The following is an 18222-nucleotide window of genomic DNA, read 5'->3' as shown; positions in this document are numbered from 1 at the left end:
CGTTTTTGATATGGAACTTCGCCATTTACGTTATTTTGTTGCCGTTGCGGAGACTCTGCACTTTACCCGTGCCGCCGAAATGCTGGGCATCTCGCAGCCGCCGCTGAGTCAGCAGATCCAGCGCCTGGAGCATGAGATAGGCACTCCACTGCTCCGGCGTCTGACGCGGGGCGTGGAACTGACTGACGCCGGCAGCGCCTTTTTACCGGACGCCATGCAGATTGTGCAGCTGGCGGATCATGCGCTGGAGAAAGCCCGCGGCGTGGCGCGTGGCATGAGCGGCCAGATGTCACTGGGATTTGCCAGTTCAGTGGCCTTTGGCGCACCTGTGTTTACGCTGCTGGAGCGCTTTAAAACGCGCTACCCGGCGATGGAGCTCATTACGCGTGAAGAGAACATGGCGCTGCTGATGCAGGATTTGCGTGACGGGCAGCTTGATGCTGCGTTTATCCGGCTGCCGTGTGAGAGCAGCAAAGCCTTTAATCTGCGGGTGATCAAAACAGAACGCATGATGATAGCCCTGCCTGCAGGGCATGCGCTGAGTGGAGCAGGTACGCTGGCGCTGACGCAGCTGGCCGATGACGCGCTGATTATGTTTCCGCGCGAAGTTGCCCCCAGCCTGTATGAGTTGATTGTCAGTACCTGCCTGCGTGCCGGCTTGTCTGCCGCGCGCTTTCAGCAGGCCCCGCAGATAGCGGCCTCACTGGGCATGGTTGCCGCCGGCTGCGGCATTGCGTTGGTTCCCGCTTCGCTGTGCTGTATTGGTCATCCACAGCTGCGGTTTTGTGAAATCGAAAACAACACACTGTTTACGGATATCGCCTTTGCCTGGCGTCGCAGTCATCCAAGCCGGAGCGTGCTGCACCTGCTGAGTCTGCTCAACGAGCAGTAGCGCCGCGGGTGCGGTGCCGCGTTCAGGGCGTGTCGTCTGGTGTGAAGGCATTCACTTTGCAGACTGGCTTGAAGGCCAGGCTGATAAGCGGCCCCCGGTTAACTGACCTGCCCTTTCGCTTCACGGAGCGGGGTCCGTGGGTCAGGCGCGTCAGTAGGGTGATGAGCCACATTGTTCCCTCCGGCGTCTCTTTATCACCGGATGGGTGTCCGGCTAAACCTGTGCGCTGTTAACCCGGCGCCCGATGTCTTTGAGCTGGGAATATTTTTCCAGTAGCTGAGGCGCGTCGTCAAGGCTCATGGCAAACATCCACATGTAGGTCATCACAGAATAGACATGACCTGCCTCAACATGCCCCCGCAGACTCATCACCAGAATGGTGCTGCCAAACAGCAACGCGGCCACGCTGCCAATGGCGAGATACCCCAGCGCTTCCCGATCCGAGAGGCAGATGCGCAGGCGTGCCAGCACGCTGTAGTGTCGCACCAGCGGTGAAGCGGGGGCATGACTCACCATATCCACTTCTTTTTCCAGCCGGTTATTCAGACGCAGAAAAAGCTGCTCGTTTCGGCGTGTGAACCTTTTAAGAAACAGCGCAAAAAACACCAAAATGCCCAGACACGCTATCCCTGACCAGAACTCAATGATCAGCAGCATGCTCGCCGCTCCCACAATTGAGGCCACAGAGGTAATCAGCACCGGCAGGTGCTTCTCAAAAAAGTCCACAAACTCTCGTGATAAGGTCACGCGTGCCGCCACCATGGAAGCACGGTTATTTTCCTGACGCTGAGCAAGGATCACAGGCACGGCCATTTCAGCATAAATGCGCGCAAACGTGCGCGTATCAACGCTGCGTCGCGCTGCGCCAATCAGCCACATCACAAACACCATCACGGCATAGAGCACGGCATGCAAGGCATTGCCCGCCAGTATGGCATTCACCGCAAAGCCCGCTAACAGGGGATAAAGTAAATAGAGCGCATTCTCAGCAATCACGAGCCCCAGTGTGATAATGAGTTTTTTGCTGTGACGCAGTCCCAGCCTTTTAAGCGTGGCAACTGCACCTGCAGGCGCCTGCTGAGTGTGTTGAGTATTCAGGATATTCATAACGTCTTAACTTAAGCATGTGTTTGAGCGAGCGCTCAAACTGAATGCGAGTCTATTTGAGCGGTCGCTCAAAGTCAATGCGCCTTTTGACTTAGAAGAAGACAGCGCCTATTTGGCATATAAGACACAAAGAAGCGAATGGGTATAAGAACTGGAGGGTTTAGAAATTTAAGCTACACACGACTCATAATCGCTTGGTCGCTGGTTCAAACCCAGCAGGGGTTACCAAATTTTATCTTTAAAATCATATAATTAATCCACCTTTCGAGGTGGCTTTTTTGTTTTAAGAATTTGCCATTGGCAGCAAAATGGCAGCAGATTTTTCGATGCCGCCCTAGCGATAGGCAATTGGAGCCTAAAAATTTACATAGAACATGCTAATGCAGCTCCTGATAAGTGCCCAAAAAACATGTATGCTTGTTGTGCCAACGCTAATTTCGGATCAAGATTGATTCAATTGATGATATGAACCTGCGTTTCTATATAACTGCTTGAACAATGCAATTAAGTTATCAAGCAATTTTTTTATTTAGATAAGATCTACAAAAACTTTTGCATCCAATACTTAATAGTTTCATAAAAAATCTATTTAATTTGATAGGGAATATAGGAGCTTGATTTATGAGCATGTTTAAATATTTAGTTTCAAACAAACCTTCTGAGTTAGTTAAGCTTAGTAAAAGGGAATATTTCGAGCAGTTAATAGAAATAGATCCAAAAAAAGCGGAAAGAGCTTTCGAAATGGCATGGGCCACTAGAAACTTTGAAATTGAAATGTATTGGAAAAGAGCTACATATTTTTGGGCTTTTATAGCCAGTACATTTGTCGGATACTTCGCTTTAATCTCCTCTGACAACTATTTCAAGCCAGATAAGTTTAATCATGTTGAAGTGTACTTTTTAATATGCATTGGATTTGTATTATCTTTAGCATGGCATTTTACTAACATAGGTAGTAAGACTTGGCAACGCCACTGGGAGGTTCACGTTGATTTACTTGAAGATGCCTTTACTGGCCCCTTATACAAAACTGTTTATCCAACGCAGACTTATTCTGTTTCTAAAATAAATGAGATTGTGAGCTGTGTTTTTGTAATAGTATGGTTTCTTCTAGGTTTTAAATACCTATTAGACCAAAATCTTATTCGTTCTATTGAAGATACAAACTCTGTTAATATTTTCGTAGTTGTTAGCACAATAATGTCATTGCTAGTTGTAGTTTCGATGATTTGTGGATACGGAAGAGGCCGTTTCGGTTCAAGACCTATCACTATGTATAGACGCAAAGTAGAGTATAGCGAAGATTGATTTCACAATAAGCGCCCTAAATTTTAAATATACCTTAACCAGTTGATATTTTGATCGCAATAACAAAGGTGCAACTACGCATAGTTGCACCTAATAACCAAAGTTTTTTATTTTTTTGAAATTTTTGATTGGCTGTAGCATAGTCAAATATCATCCAAAATCACAGCCATAGCGGTTGCTGCTGATTTCTTCCCGGATGCGGAGGAACTGGCTTAACCGTTCCGGGCTTCATAATGATCTCAGAAACCGTTTCATGGGATTTAAACGTGCAGCTGCAATTAATACTCTGGCACTGGTTATAGCGCTCTTTGGTTGTTGCTGATACCTGAAAGCTGCTACGTGTATGTGCCGCATTCCCGCATAAAGGACAATTCATCATCGCGTTGTCTCCATAACCCAATTGAAATGGATAATACTTAATTTAACCATTTTGAGATAGCACTCATTCCATTTCGAGCGAATCTATTTTCACTTCAAACTCAATGCTGGTCGTGTAGCCATTGTCGGCGTTAAGACTGTGCGTCAGCGTCGTAATAATCCATTCCCCCGAATCAATCACCTGTTTAAACCCACTCACCTTCACCGGCATTTCCGTGTAGAGATCTGCACGCCCACGCGCCAGCTGGATGGAGAAGGTTGCCACGCCGCGCGGTAGCCGCTCCCACTGCATTTTGGCGGCGCGCTCGGCGTTGCTCCGGTTGGCATAGGTGCGGCTCAGCACCAGCACGTTCTCGTCGGTGCCGATCAGGTAATCGCCCTGCTTTGCCTCCGGCTCCTTCTTCTTGGCCGTGGTTTTACGCCGCCTGCGCTTCACCTTGGTTTCCGGCTTCTTTGCAGGTTCACGGGTGTGCAGCCAGCTGGCGATCACGCCGGTGTAGGCGTCGCGGTCAGCCAGCGTAAAGCGGTGCCCGTCACCGTCTTGACGTTTGATGGTGATCACCGGCAGCACCTTGCCGCTCGCCGTTTTGCCCTGCCCCTGCCGGATAAAAAGCAGATTGCCGTCCTTGATACAGGCCACCGCGCCGCACTGTTTCGCTAGGCGCATTAAAAAGCTGGCGTCTGACTTTTTAGTCTGATCGATGTGATCAAATGCCATTTTCGCCACGTCGTCGCCCACCGCCGTTTTGAGCTTGTGACGCCCAGCAATCTCTTTCACCACCTCACCGACGCTGGTCTGGTGCCACGACTAATGGTATGAACCGCCGGTGAGCTTTGACGTGCTGGCGCGCGCGTTCCGCGCAGCCATGCATCACAGTTCGCCGATCAACGTAAAGCGTAACATTCTGACCAGCACCTTGATCCCGCATCCGCTGCTGAGCCAGCAGGCGTTTAGCCGCTTCCCAGGACTATCTGGTGTTCGGCAACGCCTATCTGGAGAAGCGCACCAACAAGCTCGGCGGCGTGCTGGCGCTTGAGCCAGCACTGGCAAAATTTACGCGACGCGGCACCGATTTAGACACCTACTGGTTTGTGCAGTACGGCATTAACACACAGCCCTATGAGTTCATGAAAGGCAGCGTGTTTCATCTGATGGAGCCGGATTTAAACCAGGAAGTTTACGGCCTGCCGGAATACCTTTCGGCGTTCCCGTCCACACTGCTAAACGAGTCGGCAACGCTGTTCCGCCGCAAATACTACCTGAATGGCAGCCATGCCGGTTTCATCATGTACATGACCGACGCCACGCAGAATCAGGAAGACGTGAATAATATCCGCCAGGCAATGAAAAGCGCCAAGGGGCCGGGGAACTTCCGCAATCAGTTCATGTACTCGCCGAACGGGAAGAAGGACGGGATTCAGATCATCCCGCTGTCAGAGGTGGCAGCTAAGGATGAGTTTCTTAACATCAAAAACGTGAGCCGTGACGACATGATGGCCGCGCACCGGGTGCCGCCGCAGATGATGGGAATCATGCCGAATAATGTTGGGGGGGTTGGGGAAGTAGAGAAAGCTAGCGAGGTTTTTGTAAGAAATGAAATACTGCCTCAACAAAAAAGAATTCGAGAGATGAACACATGGTCAGGCATAAATGTTATTAATTTCCTCAAATATAAATTTATTTAAATGAGGCTGACGCAAGGCCAGCCTTATAAAATCAATCCTTTAAAATGGTCTTAACTGCTCGGCCAATCAAGTCATGTTTTACAGAGATACCCATATCAAGCCAGTGCACTGAGTTGTAATAATAACTATCGCCAAGCTGCAATTTTTTTAGAAGACCTTTAACTCTGGATTTATTAAGGCAGTCAATTGATTTTAATGCTGCCTTCTCTCTTATTTTCGATGAATAGTCATTCAACAAACTCACTATCTTATCATCACTCAGGTTTTTAAATGACTTAGCGGGCAACCTTGAAATAATAATTGGTATTATGTTTTTATTTAAATTCAAATCAATCAATTCCCCCTCCCTGCCCTTGCCGATTTTGAGAGCAACATCAGCAACTCGAGCATAAGCTGAATTATTATCTACGAAACTTAAAAGACTAGCTGACCTTTTTTGCAAATTTGCATCACTCAACAACGATATATCTATCCATTCACCATTCTTGTAAAAGTAATCTAAAACTTCACTTGATATATATATATTACCATTCGATACAATGCTTCTAATCAACATGAGGTCTTCTTTGTACATGCACGAGGAAAGCCATGTTACTAATTCTGATGTCATTCTATTGGTAACAAATTCCTTAGCACTACCTGAAAAAAAATCGTCCTTAGTTTTGCCTTCCGGTAGTATAGATAACAACCGCTTATCATAATAGTCACTACATCCATTTGATAAAATCCCCCTTATCAGAGGCAAATATTTTTTCTTATTTAATTTTGCTAAACACACAAGAGGGATGGCACTCAATGAGAACTTATCATTTTCTTTTACCAATAAATCATACTCTTCGTAGACTTGACAGCTTGAGATATATTGATCATAATATTCTTCATTATTACTAGAAGCATTCTTTATAATTAAAACTGACTTAGCCCTATCGCGATAAAACGCCCTATTTGCACTTGATAGATACTCTAAAGCTCGCAATCTCAATTTATAGTCATCACTCTCAATGACTTTCTCAATCAAATCCACACTTAATAAATTACGTTCTTTTAATTTATCAATGCACAATAGCTTTATTTCTGTATTTTTACTACTTAAACCGATATATAATCTTTCATTATCGAGGCTATCCTGCCCCTCGCGCAAATAGCTTAATGCTTTAGCACTTAACATTGAAGGTTGTAACTCAATATACTTGTCAAATCCTTTTACGACACTCTCTCTCATTTCAATTAAGATTAATGCTTCTCGAACTAAAGCATCTGTTCGATAGTTTTTATTATTATACTCAGAAGTCAGGATTGGGATATCATTAACTTTACCTAAATTAGCAAGATATTTTGCAGCCGCAATTTTAACTTCATCGCTTTGACCTTCTCTAAACCAATCTTTGACTTCTTCACTTCTATATTCATCAAGTTCAAGACCTATTAGAGTCAATGCCTCTATAAGCTTAGCCTTAAGTTTGCCTTCAAAGTATAGAAGATAGATTTTCACCGGCACATCATCTAGATCTAACCACTCCCACAATGGAGTATTATGATTATCAAAAGAATCCAATCCAGCAGAAGCCAACGCCAACCGCTCTCTATAACCAATATCAAATTTATCCTTATGTAAGAAAATTAAATTTGAATCGTGAGCACCTAAATACATTTCATCATTACCATGCTTATTTAGAGAGCTAGCTAACAGTCTAAAATAAGCAACATCTTCAGAAGTTAAATTATTTCTCTCATCCTTTTTCATCTCTTCTGCAAGTTTGTTTATAAAGTTAGTGCTTTCGTTAGAAAAACCTGAAAGCTCTTCGCCTTCCGCTATCGAAACCTCACTTGATTTATTCTGCTTATTTTTATCCGTTCCCTCGCTAACAGGATTACTTAGCTCACTCTCAAATAATTCATTGACATAGTTTGTAAGGAATCTTCTTAACTTGAATTCGAAAGAACGTGCATCATTAAATACTTCGTATAGCACCTCTTTTTCTCTGATCAACTTTTCTTTAAAATCGATCACTTTCTTAAGCTCAACCCCGGGGTCTTGTAATAGATTTTTCTCTACATCTTTAAAAAGCATTAGCATCTGAGGAACTCCCTCAGACTGAAATTTTTTAAACGATAATGAAAACTCTTCTTCAAAGCCAGACGTATAAATTCCTGACTTATCTGGAGGCGTCCCCCATCGTTTCCAAAGCATACCAACAAACAATTCGCAGCTAGCCAAGTCCTTATTTATTATTTCTTGAGGCCTTCCAATCCCGCCAATAGTTTCTTCCCAACCAACCATATCAATTTGATATCCGGTTAAATTAGAGTTATTCGCATTATATTCAGCTGCAACATCTCTAGCTAACTCCCTTTCTAAAGTTAAATCGCCAGGGGAACCAATAAATACCTTAATTATTTTCCTTGTACTCTTCATTTCAAATCCTCTATTTTTTTCTTTTCATAACATATTTCCAGATTTTAATGAAGATCCGACAGTTTGATGGGTTTGCCTATTCTAGTCAGCGCGCGCTCGTACCCCCGCCACGCCTGCCCGCTTTATGCAGTGGTTTTCATGCACCTGCCTGACATAAGCAAAAGCCCGCCAGAACTGGCGGGCCGAGGCTAAAGCGATCCTTTTCGGATCATGCGAATTCATGCGGCATAGACACGCACTCTTCACTCCAGCTTGAAGTCGTCCACAGACGGGAGTTTAAAAGCGACAAATCCCTCAGCCATGTCTATGAACTCCATTCCTTGCTGCAATCAAACGGGATACGGGATCTCAAGCATGAAAACGAAGTCGTGAGTTTTACCGAGCCAATAGCCCCCGCCACACTTTTTTGGCCGTTGGAAAAACACCTATTCGCCAGGATTGTAGTAGGTAAGCACTTCACCCTGATAAATGATTTGGAATTTTTCGGGACTTTTAGCCATAACCTAACGCCTCACAACTCTGATAATGTTCGGACTTACCTTCCGTAAGCGTTTCCGGTCTAGTTAGAGATTCCCATTCGATCACATTTCACTGCATCTAACATCTGAAAAAACTATTCAGAAGCCTGCATCATGCGTGAATATTCGTGGCTGCTAACCCTTCGCATCAGCTCATCCGTCAGTTCTGACACCCACTGAATAGTAAGCTATTTTTCATCATCACTACAATCACTGACAGCAACGAGTTTTAAAAGAAATCAATACGCTGAAGCTTCACCGACTCCAAAAGATAGTCCTGCATGTTCCTTCCTCTGCTTACAACTACTGCTTATGCATACAGCATAGAAAATCCAGTAGGAATTGGAACTATTTTTTATTTATCAATGGGATTGATCTGAACCTTGCCAGATCAGAATGGTTCTTCCTGCAATCTGCCTTTCCCGTAGAAAAGCCGCATTTTCGCCCCTGCATTGAGGCTACAACCCTTAAGCAACAGCCCAATTTCATATTCATCACCGTTGAATCCCCTGGCTTTTAGTTCAAGCTCTAACAGTCGGCGCTCTGGCCCCCTACAGTTATTGACAGAACTCCAAGGGCGGCAATGCCGTTAGAAGGAACGGCCTTCGCTGACGCTTAGGCTAATTTGGCTACGGCTTCCCACTTCACCGAATGCGTGAATACTTAAACATCTTGATAGTGAGGCGAGTGAATGCTCTGTACATCTTCAGCGTACTCGTTGCCCATTTCGGTGATTTCGTAGCAGAAGCAGATCACCACATCATCACGAGCAACCAGTAGGTTGTCTTGCGCCATCGTATAAGACGCCCAGCAGCTGACAACGGAAGCAGACGCCAGCACAGCGTTCATCTTCTCCTTAGATAAAAGTGTATCGCGAAGGTAGCGAAGCTCGCGCTTAACCGTAACCGGCATATTGATAATTTGCTGGAACTGATCAATGCACCAGAGCGATGCCCATGCGCAAACGGCTTTCAACATATCACGCAGGATTTAGCCGATTTCATCATCCTTTTCGCCCTGCATTACAAAGCCATCAATGTTCTTCGAGATGTATTTGGCGATGTAATTAGCGTCGCTGCCTTTAATCGGGTCGAAAGGTTCAGAGTGGATCAGAGTGGAAACGTGCTTTACGTGCCTGCGGCATGTTAGCGCCGCGCGAATACGCGCCTAAATACGACAACGATGCGTATTACGCGGGCTTGAGCCGTTTGATTTGGCTATGAAGCCGCTCTGGCAGTAAATGTCGTGATAACACAAGGGTAAGGTAATGGTATAGACGTCACCCATGCACTTGGTTTCATTGAAAATGTCTTTAAAGCCACGCATTCTGATCATTAGTTCTATCACTAACCAAGATATCAATCCGTGGGTTCCTGTTTCCCACAGTACAATACGCCTCATCACTACCACGCTGAGTTTCATTATGCGTGTGAGGCACGCTGAGTTTCATTATGCGTGTGAGGAAAGACGGGCCGCATTCTGCTTCAGGGAGAGCCGTCAGGTGCTTTTATTGGGGAGTAACAGTACGGGCGCAGCAGCGTGCTGCGCCCGGCACGACGATCGTTACCGATCGGAGGAAAGGGTTTGCAGAACCTTGAGCTCATCAACGGCTGCCTGCATGGCATCCATGCCTGCGGTGAGCGTACGCAGACTCTGCAGCTGCTGCGAGATATCAGCCCGTTCGTTGCGGGTCTGCTGACTCATGGCGGCGATGGCATCCGCCGCATGCAAACTGCGATCGGCCATATCACTGGCGGCCTGCACCGTGTGACTTGCCACCGTACGGATGCGGGAAATCGTGCTGACCGCATCGCTGATGTTGCTGGCCGTGGCTTCAGCCTGATCTTTGGAGGAGTGCGCCAGCCGCCGGACCTCACCGGCCACCACGGCAAAGCCGCGTCCCGCTTCGCCGGCGCGTGCCGCTTCCACCGCCGCGTTCAGCGCCAGAATATTGGTCTGAAAGGCGATGTTACTGATGCCGTGCGTGATCACGTTGATGCCGTCTGAAATCCGCTCCAGATCGTCAAGCCCCTCCCCCAGCTGGCTCTGCGCCTGCTGGCTATCACTTGCCAGCGCACTGATGGCGCGAATACTGCTCTCGGCCAGGCTCAGCGTCTCCCCCTGACTTTGCGTAGCCGCTTCCAGCGCGGGCAGCGCCTGCACAATCGGCGCAAGCTCCTGCTGATAGCTCACCACACGCTCCAGCACCCGCGTCTGAATGGCATTAAGCGCTTCCCACCGGCGCAGGGCGCGCTGCGCATAGTGCGCCGCATAGCCCGCATACTCCACCGGAAACTGCGTCATGGCTTTGACGTCGCGATCGAAAAACACCAGCGCAGAGAGCGTCTGGTTGATGGGCACGCCCAGAATCTCACCAAAGCTTGAGAAGCCCGCTGCAGGAATGCCTTTGAAGAAATGTGCACTCTGCAGGGCACCCAGGTTACCCTGACGGCGCAGGATGCAGTCGTTCATCATCACAGCCGCCGGTTTACCATAGCGGGCGGTAAAAGTCGCCCAGTCCTGCAGCGTGGCCGCTTTGAAGTCCCGCTCCTGCATAAGATAGAGCCGGTCACCAAACTCCAGATCGCAGAAAAAGTGCACGCGTCCGGCCTCGATTTTGGCCACAGAGCGGATGAAAAAGGCCTCGCCCACTTTCACTGCAAACGTGAGTCCCTGCAGCCGCGTGCTCAGCTGCGACTCACTGCAGCCCAATTGTTCAGCAAGTGCCGCCGTAAAGGGCTGCTGCTGGCCCTGCGCCGTAAAGACCGAGGTCACGGTGCGCGTCATGGGATCCGCTTCTGCAATCAGCCAGCTTTTATCCAGCGGCGTGAAGTTCTGGCTTTTAAAGGGTGCAAACGATTTTCCGGCCGCCATACGGCAGAATACCACCACGGCTTTGCCCTGCAGCACCTGTCCGCCCGCCCCAATCCAGGTGCCGTCGAAAGCCACACGCCCCCCCGCTGAGCCGCCAATGGCCAGACACGGAAAGCGGCCGCTGTCATACCAGGCCTGCATAAAAAAGCCTTCAGAGGCTGACAACCCGTCGCAGTAGATCATGGCAAAGGTGCGATCGGCAGACAGCGGCATACGCAGGGGCAACGCCGCCAGATCCCGCTGAATGGCGCGGATGCGCGCGGTAACGCTGTGTGTATCCTGCAGGTGCAGATCGATCACGTGGGTCTCATGTTCCGCCACCAGCGTATCAGGCAGCCAGAGCCAGCTGCCTTCCTGTCCGTTTCCGTCACAGTAGGTGCTCTGCGCACCACTGGCGCTGAGCGCCCCGTTGGAGGAGAGCGTGATCACCGTGCGTGACGCAGAATTAAAACGCTGCCAGGCCTGGCTGACGCGATGAAAATCGGCTTCCGGTGGCACAAAGGTCAGCAGGATCCCGCCCGCACGCGCGGAGAGACCGATGTCGCCGGGTGCGGCAGGCAGACGCTGGCAATCATAGCGGCCGTCGGAGGGCTGTGCGTGTGAGTTGAAATGAGCACGCGTGAACATCGTCTTTAAAGACATATTTTTATTTCCTGCATTGAAGCTATCGCGCAATACACTGCGCATCCTGGTGGTGTCAAAGAGGGCTAAAAGCAGGGTCCGTTCGCAATCAGAACTCATCTGTAAGCTACCTTCCCGGCAGACTGTGCGCTGCTGAGATGGCCCCGGGTTATCGGCGAAGCCTGCGTAAACTTCAGTAATCGCTGATATCGGCCACACCAATGGTTAAAGGCGGCAGTTCCGGTGATTTCTGCTACCCTGTGCCGCAGAGATTCCCGGATTGCAAAACGCCCCGATGAAGAAAAAAAATGATGAGTTAACGCACCGTATTCTGGACACGGCGGTGGCGCTGTTTATTGAAAAAGGCATTGCTGCGGTTACGACCCGCGAAGTCACAGAACAGCTTGGTCTCTCGCGCAGTCATATCTATCACTACTTCATCAACTGGCAGGCGCTGTCGCTGGCCGCGGTCGAGCGCTTTATGACGCAGGAAATCACGCAGTTTACGCAGGAGATTGAGGGGCTGACACCCGAGCAGCAGCTCTGCCGGCTGGCTGACATCTATCTGCCCGAGGCGGCAGACGCCTCATGGAAGCTCTACGACTCGCTCTGGCAGATGGCCGCAAACAACCCCGCCTATGCCGCGCTCGCAGAAGAGAACATGGCGAGCTGGTGTGCGCTGATTGGCGGAATTATCCAGCGGGGCGTGGCGTTGCAGCATTTTCGCACCACGGATGTGGCGCAGGCGACCCGCCAGCTCAGCGCCATGCTCAATGGGTATGCTGAGCGCCTGAGCATCAGCCCGTCCCCCGACAAACATCAGCAGGCGCTGGCGGATATCCTCGCGTTTATTCAGCTGGTGCTGCAGCCCGGCTTAAGGCGTTAACGCAAAGGCCAGCGCGGCTTCACAGTGAATCAGCGTGGTGTCAAACACCGGCACAGAGACATTGCCCTGATCGAGCAGCATGCCGACCTCGGTACAGCCCAGAATCAGCGAGTCGGCTCCCTGCGCCACCAGCCGTGCAGCAACCTGCTCAAAGGCCGCGCGGCTGGCTGGCGTGGTGATGTCTTTGCACAGTTCGCCATAGATGATCTGATGCACCAGGGCGCGATCGGCCGGCGCCGGCGTCAGCGGCTGCAGGCCTGCGGCCTCAAGCCTTGCGCGATAGAAGGTCTGCTCCATGGTAAACGCGGTGGCAATCAGACCCGGTGTGCGCAGGCCCGCCGAGACAATGCGCGCAGCCGTGGCATCTGCGATATGTAGCAGCGGGATCGTGATGCCCTGCATCATCGGCTCTGCCAGCTTGTGCATGGTGTTGGTGGCGAGCACGATACAGGCGGCGCCACCGCGCTCCAGCGCGTGCGCCTCGGCGTTGAGGATGTCACCCGCTGCCGCCCACTGCCCTGCGGCCTGCAGCGCTTCGATGCGCGCAAAATCCAGTGAGCGGATCAGCAGCTCCGGCGAGTGCAGCCCGCCCAGCTGCGCCTGCGTCAGGGCGCACAGCTGCCGGTAGTAAGTCTGGGTGGAGGCGGCCGACATGCCGCCCAGAATGCCAATGGTTTTCATCTCGTGTGATTTTCCTCTTATGGGCTGCCGGAGCGCTATACACGCGGTATGCAAATTCGCTAAGGTGTTTTATCGCACACCTGAAAGGACACTGTCATGCGCGAGTCTGCACTTTCTGTAGGATTACTGCTGTTTCCGGGCGTCACTCAGCTGGATCTTACCGGCCCCTTTGAGGTGTTTGCCCGTGCGCCAGATACCCGGGTGCATCTCATCTGGAAAACGCCTGAGCCGGTGATCTCAGACCGGGGATTAGCGATGTTGCCCACCACCACCTTTGACACCTGTCCACCGCTGGATGTGATCTGCGTGCCGGGCGGTCCGGGGCAGATTGCCCTGATGACGGACAGCGCGGTACTGGCGTTTATTCGTGAAAAAAGCGCGCAGGCCTCACTCGTGACCTCGGTTTGCACCGGCTCGCTGGTGCTGGGCGCGGCGGGTCTGCTCAACGGCTACAGGGCCACCTCCCACTGGGGGTCGCTGGATCAGCTGGCACTGCTGGGCGCGGAGCCGGTTAGCGCGCGCGTGGTGCGTGACCGAAACCGCATCACCGGCGCAGGGGTGACCTCGGGCATTGATTTTGCACTGAGGGTCGTGGCTGACCTGCAGGGTGAGGCAGTGGCGCAGATGATTCAGCTGCAGATGGAATACGATCCTCAACCTCCCTTTAGCAGTGGCACGCCGCGCACCGCACCGGCTGAACTGGTAGCGCAGGCCACCACCCAGATGGCGTCATTCATTGAGATGCGCCGTCAGGCCACTGTCGCAGCCGCTCAGCATCTCACGTCGCCTGACTCACACAAGGATGACCACTGAATGCCTCACATCAGCGAACTGTTGTTAGTGTTTATTACCTACTTTGTAGCCACCGCCAGTCCTGGCTCCAGCAATATGGCTATTATGGGGACGGCAATGCGCAGCGGCCGGCGGGCTGCGCTGGCGCTGGCCGGCGGCGTCATTGTGAGCTCCATGACCTGGGCCCTGCTGGCCGCCGGAGGCATTCTGTCGTTTATGGCCACGTTTGCAGAGCTGCTGATCGTGCTAAAAATCGCAGGCGGACTCTATCTGCTCTGGCTGGCGTGGAAAGCCGGGAAATCTGCGCTGCGCCCGGCACCGCGCGTGGACCCTGCTTCGCAGCCTGTGGTGCACTACGGCAAACTGTTCCGGCAGGGCGTGCTCATGCACATATTAAATCCCAAGGCTATCCTTACCTGGGTCTCTATCATGTCCGTTACGCTGACACCCGGTGCGGATGCCAGCGTGCTGCCTGACGTGATCGGCGGCTGTGCCGCCATTTGTGTGGGGGTGTTTGGCGGCTATGCGCTGCTGTTCTCCACGCCCGTGATGGTGGCCCTTTACCAGCGCGTTCAGCGCACGCTTGATGCCGTGCTGGCCGCGTGTTTTGCACTGGCCGGTGTGCGCCTGCTGCTGAGCCGCAGTTAACCACTTTGATGACAGGGAAGACCATGTCAAAAACGCAATGGGTGTTACGCCAGCTGACCAAACAGCTCTGGTTTCGCAGCTCACTGTTTGCCGTACTGGCTGTGATCACCGCGCTGGTGGCTATCGCGGTCAAACCGTTTATTCCTGCCTCCGTATCCGGTCTGATCGGCAGTGAAGCGGTGGACGAAATTCTGGCTATCCTGGCTTCCAGTATGCTGGCCGTGACGACGTTTTCACTGAACATCATGGTGACTGCCTATAACTCTGCGAGCAGCAGCGTGACGCCGCGGGCCACCAGCCTGCTGATGGAAGATCGTACCACGCAGAATGTGCTCGCAACGTTTATTGGCTCGTTTCTCTTCAGCCTGGTGGGGATCATCGCACTGGGTATGGGCGCCTACGGCACACAGGGACGGGTGGTGCTGTTCTTTGTGACGCTGCTGGTGATCGCTATGATTGTGATCACCCTGCTGCGCTGGATCCAGCATCTCGCTAATTTTGGCAGCCTGGGTGAAACGTCTCAGCGTGTGGAGCAGGCCACCCGCGCGGCGCTGACTGAACGATTACAGAATCCGTGCATGGGTGGCTCGGCCTGGCAGGGTGAGCTGCCCGCAGCAGCAGAACCCCATCCGCTCCTGCCAGAGACGATTGGTTACCTGCAACACATCGATTTGCAACGGCTCAGTGAATGGGCAGACACGCACCAGGCGCATCTGTATCTGGCTGCTCAGCCCGGCAGCTTTGTGCATCCTGGCGTGCCGCTGCTCTGGTGCACGCAACCGATCACCGAAGACGATCAGAGCCATCTGCAACGCGCATTTACCGTGGGCGAACAGCGCTCTTATGAGCAGGATCCCCGTTTTGGCCTCTGTGTGCTTGCAGAAATCGCTTCACGCGCGCTTTCACCCGCTGTTAACGATCCGGGTACGGCCATCGATATCATCGGCCGTGCTGTCAGGCTATTTGGTGAGCCTGTTCCTGCTCAATCAGGCCCGGTCATCTGGCCGCGTCTCTTTATTCAGCCTGTGCAGGTCAGCGATATGTTTGATGATGTTTTTACCGCCATTGGACGTGACGGTGCCGGTCTGATTGAAGTGCAGATCCGCCTGCAAAAAGCACTTCATGCGCTGGCACTGATTGCGCCACATCGCTATGCCACCGAAGCAAAGCGTCATGCCAGTCTGGCGGCGGAACGTGCAAGACAGGCAATGACTTCAGACGTGGACAAGACAACGGTAGCGCAACTTATGCATTGGTAAACTTGTGTAAAACGCCACATAATTCGCCTAAATTTTAACCACATACTGGCGCGTCGCTTTTACTCTTCCATACTGATTGTTACATTTGGTCTTCATTCACGTTATGCAGGATACGTATGCCAACATCAGAAACGGACCTCCCGAAAAAAAGAAGCCACATCAATCCCCCGGTATTTTTTACCTCTGCCGCGCTGATTTTCATCCTGGTGGCCTTCGCGGCCCTCTTTCCTGAACAGGCCGATACACAACTCACTGCCCTTCAGACGTCGCTGTTCGCCAATGCCAGCTGGTTTTACATTCTGGCCGTTGCCCTGATTTTGCTGACCGTCGTCTATCTGGGGGTCTCACGCTACGGCGATATCAAGCTCGGTCCTGATCACGCCGAACCTGATTTCAGCTACCACTCCTGGTTTGCCATGCTGTTCTCTGCCGGCATGGGCATCGGCCTGATGTTCTTTGGCGTGGCTGAGCCGGTGATGCACTACATGGCACCGCCATCGGGTGAACCCGAAACCGTCGACGCCGCGCGGGAAGCCTTGCGCATAACCTTCTTTCACTGGGGTCTGCACGCCTGGTCGATTTATGCCATTGTGGCGCTGATTCTGGCGTTCTTTAGCTATCGGCACGGACTGCCGTTAACGCTGCGCTCTGCGCTCTACCCTATCATCGGCGATCGCATCTATGGCTGGATGGGGCATGCCGTGGACATTTTTGCGGTGATAGGCACCGTGCTGGGGGTAGCGACCTCCCTGGGGTATGGTGTGCTGCAGGTGAATGCCGGTCTTAATCATCTTTTCGGCCTGCCCGTGAGCGCCACCATGCAGGTGATCCTGATTGTGGTGATCACCGCTCTGGCTACCCTTTCCGTGGTCTCAGGTCTGGATAAAGGCATTCGCATTCTCTCAGAAATTAACCTTGGGCTGGCCGTGCTGCTTTTGATTCTGGTCGGCACCCTGGGACCCACGGTGCTGCTGCTTAAATCCTTTGTGGAGAACACCGGTGGCTACCTCTCCGAACTGGTTAACAAAACTTTTAACCTCTACGCTTATGAGCCAAAGTCAAGCAAGTGGCTCGGGGGCTGGACGCTGTTTTACTGGGGCTGGTGGCTGGCCTGGTCACCGTTTGTGGGGATGTTTATCGCCCGCGTTTCACGCGGTCGTACCATCCGTGAATTTGTTACCGGCGTACTGTTCGTGCCGGCGGGCTTTACGCTGCTCTGGATGACTTTTTTTGGCAACAGCGCAATCTGGATGATCATGCAGCAGGGCGCCACCGATCTGGCGCAGACGGTGATGAGCGATCAGACGCTGGCGCTGTTCAATTTCCTGGAGCATTTTCCCTTCAGCTTTGTGCTGTCCTGCATTGCTGTGGCCATGGTCGTGGTGTTTTTTGTGACGTCTGCGGACTCAGGAGCCATGGTGGTGGATACGCTGGCGTCTGGCGGTACCGATCAGACGCCGGTCTGGCAGCGTATTTTCTGGTCTGGCCTGATGGGTGTGGTGGCAATCACGCTGTTACTGGCCGGCGGGATGAAAGCGCTGCAGGTGGTGACGATTGCCAGTGCCCTGCCCTTTGCCATTATTCTGCTGATGTCGATGTATGGATTGCTCAAGGCACTGCGCATTGATGCCTGGAAACGGGACAGCAAGCAGATTGCCACCCTTGCGCCCACAGCGGCACGCAATCCTATTACGTGGCAGCGTCGTCTGCGTAACATCGCCTACTTCCCCAAACGCTCCCAGGTTAAACGTTTCATGACCGAGGTGATTTATCCGGCCATGGAGATGGTGGAGCAGGAGCTGGCGAAGCAAAATACGCTGTCGCATACCCGAGACGATGAAGACGACCGGGTACGGTTCGAGGTCGATCTGGGTCAGGAGCTGAACTTTGTTTATGAAGTTCGTGCGCGCCCTTACCTGCAGCCTGCCTTCGCCTTAGCAGGCATGTCAGGCAGCGACAAAGCGGAGGAGCAGAAATACTACCGCGCAGTGGTATATCTCAAGGAAGGGGGACAGGATTATGACGTGATGGGCTGGAATCAGGAGCAGATCATCAATGATATTCTTGACCAGTACGAGAAGCACCTGCACTTCCTGCACATTGTGCGTTAACGTACGACATGACAAAAGAGGAGCCTAGCTCCTCTTTTTTTTATC

General features: G+C 51.6%; 13 protein-coding genes and 3 pseudogenes. 8 read left to right on the top strand and 8 right to left on the bottom strand.

What is annotated here, in order from left to right; translation table 11 throughout:
• Positions 1-10 precede the first annotated feature (10 nt).
• Positions 11-892 carry a LysR family transcriptional regulator gene (locus AC2CF9_RS11635; RefSeq protein WP_333715524.1) on the top strand — a complete coding sequence of 294 codons (882 nt, stop codon included), beginning with the start codon at positions 11-13 and terminating at the stop codon, positions 890-892.
• Positions 893-1105: 213 nt separating this feature from the next.
• Here AC2CF9_RS11635 and AC2CF9_RS11630 read toward each other — a convergent pair whose 3' ends face one another.
• Positions 1106-1999, bottom strand: coding sequence for an ABC transporter six-transmembrane domain-containing protein (locus AC2CF9_RS11630; RefSeq protein ID WP_484557075.1), 894 nt, complete (start codon positions 1997-1999; stop codon positions 1106-1108).
• Positions 2000-2620: 621 nt separating this feature from the next.
• On the opposite strand from AC2CF9_RS11630, the gene AC2CF9_RS11625 reads away from it, so the two are divergent.
• On the top strand, positions 2621-3307 hold the full coding sequence (locus AC2CF9_RS11625) for a RipA family octameric membrane protein (protein WP_484557074.1): 687 nt from the start codon (positions 2621-2623) through the stop codon (positions 3305-3307).
• 160 nt (positions 3308-3467) lie between these two features.
• Here the strand turns inward: AC2CF9_RS11625 and AC2CF9_RS11620 are convergent, their stop codons facing one another.
• Positions 3468-3686, bottom strand: coding sequence for an ogr/Delta-like zinc finger family protein (locus AC2CF9_RS11620; protein ID WP_484557073.1), 219 nt, complete (start codon positions 3684-3686; stop codon positions 3468-3470).
• Positions 3687-3749: 63 nt separating this feature from the next.
• Positions 3750-4493 (bottom strand): annotated as a pseudogene (locus AC2CF9_RS11615) (contractile injection system protein, VgrG/Pvc8 family); the annotation flags it as partial.
• Between the two features lie 4 nt (positions 4494-4497).
• Between AC2CF9_RS11615 and AC2CF9_RS11610 the strand changes: the two are divergent.
• A pseudogene (locus tag AC2CF9_RS11610) lies at positions 4498-5371 on the top strand (phage portal protein); the annotation flags it as partial.
• A 31-nt stretch (positions 5372-5402) separates the two neighbouring features.
• Here the strand turns inward: AC2CF9_RS11610 and AC2CF9_RS11605 are convergent.
• The 4 genes and pseudogenes from AC2CF9_RS11605 to AC2CF9_RS11590 form a co-directional block, all read right to left on the bottom strand.
• Positions 5403-7787, bottom strand: coding sequence for a hypothetical protein (locus AC2CF9_RS11605; protein ID WP_484557072.1), 2385 nt, complete (start codon positions 7785-7787; stop codon positions 5403-5405).
• Between the two features lie 613 nt (positions 7788-8400).
• A pseudogene (locus AC2CF9_RS11600) lies at positions 8401-8588 on the bottom strand (hypothetical protein).
• Positions 8589-8968: 380 nt separating this feature from the next.
• Positions 8969-9283: a hypothetical protein gene (locus AC2CF9_RS11595; RefSeq protein WP_484557071.1), complete on the bottom strand. Its 315-nt coding sequence runs from the start codon at positions 9281-9283 to the stop codon at positions 8969-8971.
• 585 nt (positions 9284-9868) lie between these two features.
• Positions 9869-11806, bottom strand: a complete 1938-nt coding sequence (locus AC2CF9_RS11590) for a methyl-accepting chemotaxis protein (RefSeq protein ID WP_484557096.1) — start codon at positions 11804-11806, stop codon at positions 9869-9871.
• 289 nt (positions 11807-12095) lie between these two features.
• Between AC2CF9_RS11590 and AC2CF9_RS11585 the strand changes: the two genes are divergently transcribed.
• On the top strand, positions 12096-12686 hold the full coding sequence (locus AC2CF9_RS11585) for a TetR/AcrR family transcriptional regulator (RefSeq protein ID WP_484557070.1): 591 nt from the start codon (positions 12096-12098) through the stop codon (positions 12684-12686).
• On the opposite strand, the gene AC2CF9_RS11580 is transcribed toward AC2CF9_RS11585, so the two are convergent.
• Positions 12675-13367, bottom strand: coding sequence for an aspartate/glutamate racemase family protein (locus AC2CF9_RS11580; RefSeq protein ID WP_484557069.1), 693 nt, complete (start codon positions 13365-13367; stop codon positions 12675-12677). The genes AC2CF9_RS11585 and AC2CF9_RS11580 overlap by 12 nt on opposite strands.
• A gap of 96 nt (positions 13368-13463) precedes the next feature.
• Here AC2CF9_RS11580 and AC2CF9_RS11575 point away from each other — a divergent pair, with 96 nt between their 5' ends.
• From AC2CF9_RS11575 to betT, 4 genes are all read left to right on the top strand, one after another.
• Entirely contained in the window at positions 13464-14180 is a 717-nt protein-coding gene (locus tag AC2CF9_RS11575; protein WP_484557068.1) for a DJ-1/PfpI family protein, read from the top strand.
• Positions 14181-14807 (top strand): LysE family translocator, encoded by a 627-nt coding sequence (locus tag AC2CF9_RS11570; RefSeq protein ID WP_484557067.1) that lies wholly within the window; start codon positions 14181-14183, stop codon positions 14805-14807.
• Between the two features lie 23 nt (positions 14808-14830).
• Positions 14831-16066, top strand: coding sequence for a DUF2254 domain-containing protein (locus AC2CF9_RS11565; protein ID WP_484557066.1), 1236 nt, complete (start codon positions 14831-14833; stop codon positions 16064-16066).
• Between the two features lie 116 nt (positions 16067-16182).
• Positions 16183-18177 carry a choline BCCT transporter BetT gene (gene betT, locus AC2CF9_RS11560; RefSeq protein ID WP_484557065.1) on the top strand — a complete coding sequence of 665 codons (1995 nt, stop codon included), beginning with the start codon at positions 16183-16185 and terminating at the stop codon, positions 18175-18177.
• The last annotated feature ends 45 nt before the right edge of the window (positions 18178-18222 follow it).

It is taken from the genome of Pantoea sp. SYBGC1 (genome assembly GCF_057197005.1).
The sequence above is the reverse complement of the archived record's forward strand: the minus strand, read 5'-3'. Positions and strand labels throughout refer to the sequence as shown.